Source organism: Streptomyces sp. NPDC001027, from assembly GCF_040299045.1.
GTDB lineage: Bacteria > Actinomycetota > Actinomycetes > Streptomycetales > Streptomycetaceae > Streptomyces.
In genome coordinates, this window is record NZ_JBEPBI010000448.1 from 1 (window position 1) to 3,308 (window position 3,308).

Sequence of the window (3,308 nt, forward strand, 5' to 3'; positions counted from 1 at the left end):
GCCCCCGCGGCGCCCCGACAGCGGCAACGGCACGGCGGACGTCGCCCCCGGCCCGGGTCGCCTCTGACGCGGGCCGGGATGACGTTCTCGGCCGGACGCTCACGGCGTCGGCGTCCCCGGTGGTGCGGTGACCTCGGGCAGCGCCGGCGCCCTGCCTGCCGTACTCACCGGTGACACCGGTTACGGGAGCGCCTCGCGTCCGATGTCCGACGCATGGCCGACAGTGATCCGGGGGACCCCGGACCTCACGGTGTCCCCCGCCGGTGCGGCTGCGCCGGCGCCATGCGAACGAGAACAACGAGCCCAAGGAGCAGTCTTGAACGATGCCGAGCCCCTCGCCCTGCAGCAGGAGATCGCCAGGGAACTCCAGGTCGCCGCGAGCTTCGAGGTCGAGGCAGAGGTCGAGCGCCGGGTGGCCTTCCTCGCGGAGCGGCTGACCGCCACCGGACTGTCCTCCCTCGTGCTCGGCATCAGCGGCGGCGTCGACTCCACGACCGCGGGCCGGCTGTGCCAGCTCGCGGTCGAACGGGTCCGGGACGGCGGGCAGGACGCTCGGTTCTACGCGATGCGGCTGCCCTACGGAGTCCAGGCCGATGAGCACCACGCCCAGCTCGCTCTCTCCTTCATCCGCCCCGACCGGGTGCTGACGGTGGACGTCAAACCCGCGAGCGACGCCGCGCTCGAGGCGCTTCGGGCCACCGACGTCACCTTCCGGAACGCCGGTCACGAGGACTTCGTGCACGGCAACATCAAGGCCAGGCAGCGCATGATCGCCCAGTACGCGGTGGCCGGCGCGCACCACGGCCTGGTCGTCGGCACCGATCACGCCGCCGAGGCGGTCTCCGGCTTCTTCACCAAGTTCGGCGACGGCGCGGCCGACCTCGTCCCGTTGTCCGGGCTGACCAAACGCCGGGTGCGATCCGTGGCGGACGCACTGGGGGCGCCGGCCGAACTGGTGCGGAAGGTTCCCACGGCCGACCTGGAGACCCTCGACCCGGGCAAGGCCGACGAGGACGCGCTGGGCGTCGCCTACGACGAGATCGACGACTTCCTGGAGGGCAGGCCCGTCACGGAGCGCGTCTTCGGGACGATCGTCGACCGCTACCGCCTCACGGACCACAAACGGCGCCTGCCCATCGCCCCGTAGCCCGAGGAGAAGCGCCCCACGCGGAGGCCGCCGGCGACGGTCGGCCGGGGCGGCCCGCTCACCGGCGCTGCCACTCCTGCGCGAGCAGTCGGTAGGAGCGCACCCGGTCGGCGTGGTCGTGGGTGATGGTGGTGATGATCAGCTCGTCTGCGGCGGTGGCCTCCTGAAGTCGTTCGAGCTGGTCGGCGACGCGGGCCGGCGAGCCGACGAACTGGGTGTCGACGCGATCGGCGACCAGCGCCCGGTCGGCGTCGGTCCAGGGGTGGGCGCGGGCCTCGTCCGGGGTCGGGAAGGGAATGGCGCCCTCGGCGGTGCGGATGCTGCGCACCCACGGACCGTAGCCGGTGGCGAGTTCGCGTGCGGTCGCGTCGTCCTTTGCGACGACGACGTCGGCGGACACGCTGACGTAGGGCTTGTCGAGGTGGTCGGACGGCTGGAACGCGGCGCGGTACCCCTCGGCCGCCTCGAGGACGGTGGCCGGGCTGACGTGGTAGTTGGCTGCGAAGCGCAGTCCGTTGCGGCCTGCGACGTCGGCGCTGAGTCCGCCGCTGCTGCCGAGGATCCACACCTCCACCTCGGCGCCCTCGCCCGGGACGGCGTGTGCCTCGGCGCCGTCCGCGGAACGGTAGTCGCCGCGCAGCAGCGCGAGGATGTCGTCGACCTGCTCGCCGTAGTCCTGGGCGCGAGCGCCGGGCTGGTGCAGAAGGTGCTGCTGGAGCAGGACCCGGGGTGAGCCGATGAGGTGCTCGTAGGAGAACCGCGGCGGGATCCTCAGCCCGTTGGGGGTCTGCCCGTCGACGACGGGGGTCGTCGTCGGCCGGGGCCGCGTCGTCTGTCCGGGGGGACGTCCGCCGGAGCGTCCCAGGCCCAGGTCCAGCCGTCCGGGGTGCAGTGCGTCGATGAGTCCGAACTCCTCCACGGTGGACAGGGCGGTGCGGTGTCCGAGCTGGACTGCGCCGGATCCGATCCTGATGGTGGAGGTCGCGGAGGCGGTCAGCGCCAGGACGACCGCCGGGGAGGCGCCGGCCACGCCCGGGTTGAGGTGGTGTTCGGCGAACCAGTAGCGGCTGTAGCCGAACCGCTCGGTCTGCCGGGCGAGGTCGACGGTGTTGCGGAGCGCCTGCGCGGCGGTCGCGCCGGAGGGGATCGGGACGAGGTCGAGGACTCCGAGAGGTATGCCGGACATGATCGGGTGTCGCTCCTCAGCGGTCGGCGGGTGCGGGCGCCACTGCTGCGGCTGCTCCACGCGCGGGTCGGGACGGACGGGCGTCGAGTGCCACGGCGAGGTGGGGTGAGGGTGGTGCGGACACGAGGGGAACGCCTTCCTGGTCGACCGTGCGGGAGCGTCCTCGCTGCGGAGGGTCGACGAGTTGGAACAGGTCAGCAGCGACAGAGGGCTGCGGCCACCCGCTGCAGGTCGATGTGGCGTCGGGCGTGCAGGCTGACGCGGCCCGCCGTGCGGCACGTCGTCGAAGCCGGGGCGGACCCGGAGGTGACACGTGACATGCCGTCACCTCCGCTTCTCGTGTGGCTGGTGGCCTGCCCTCGGACGCCGGCGTGACCGCGGCGGTGTGGGCCTCGTGTCCTGGCAGCCTAGGCGGAGGGGGACGGGCGGAGATGGAGGGCGTATTGCGGTTGCGTGAAACCGGTCGGCCCGTGCTGAAGGGCCCGGCCCGGGGCGGGCGGGGGAATGTGCCCGGCCCAGTCCAGGATCTGCACGGCGGCTCCCGCGGCCTCCAGTCCCCGGCAGCGGGCGTGGTGCCGACGGGCGATGCCGTCCAGGTCGAGGTGGGCGCCGAAGGCGGGGTGGGCGGCGAGACGGCGCGCGTAGGACCACAGGTGCGGATGCTCGGCGATGCGGTGGACGGCGGCGGCGTCCAGGTGCAGGCGGTGAACGGTGTCGAGCTGCACGAGGGCGACCCACAGGTGCACGTCGGCGAGGGTGAGGGCGTCGCCGAGGATGAACTGCCGTTCGGCGAGCCGCCATTCGAGCGAGCCGAGGACGCGCAGCAGGGAGCCGAGGGCGCTGCGTCGCTGCGTCGCGTCGCCGCCTGCCTGCCCCGCCCGCTGGGCGGCTTCGCTGATGCGCTGCTCGCAGAGACGGGCGACGGCCTCGATCTCGCGCTCCGCGCCGCGGGGGCGCAGGGCGGGCCGGTCCGAA

The 3,308-nt window shown here is 73.5% G+C and carries 4 protein-coding genes; 1 reads left to right on the top strand and 3 read right to left on the bottom strand.

Annotated elements, in window-relative coordinates; all coding sequences use genetic code 11:
• Positions 1 to 316: 316 nt before the first annotated feature.
• The gene (nadE, locus tag ABT300_RS42510) at positions 317 to 1,147 is read left to right on the top strand and encodes an NAD(+) synthase (protein WP_351688093.1); all 831 of its coding nucleotides are present in this window, start codon (positions 317 to 319) and stop codon (positions 1,145 to 1,147) included.
• A gap of 58 nt (positions 1,148 to 1,205) precedes the next feature.
• Here nadE and ABT300_RS42515 read toward each other — a convergent pair whose 3' ends face one another.
• The 3 genes from ABT300_RS42515 to ABT300_RS42525 all read right to left on the bottom strand — a co-directional run.
• A complete protein-coding gene (locus ABT300_RS42515) occupies positions 1,206 to 2,333 on the bottom strand; it encodes an LLM class flavin-dependent oxidoreductase (protein ID WP_351688096.1) in 1,128 nt (375 codons plus the stop codon).
• A 194-nt stretch (positions 2,334 to 2,527) separates the two neighbouring features.
• On the bottom strand, positions 2,528 to 2,653 hold the full coding sequence (locus ABT300_RS42520; RefSeq protein ID WP_351688098.1) for a putative leader peptide: 126 nt from the start codon (positions 2,651 to 2,653) through the stop codon (positions 2,528 to 2,530).
• Between the two features lie 87 nt (positions 2,654 to 2,740).
• A partial coding sequence (locus ABT300_RS42525) for a glutathione S-transferase C-terminal domain-containing protein (protein WP_351688100.1) occupies positions 2,741 to 3,308 on the bottom strand: 568 nt, incomplete at its 5' end.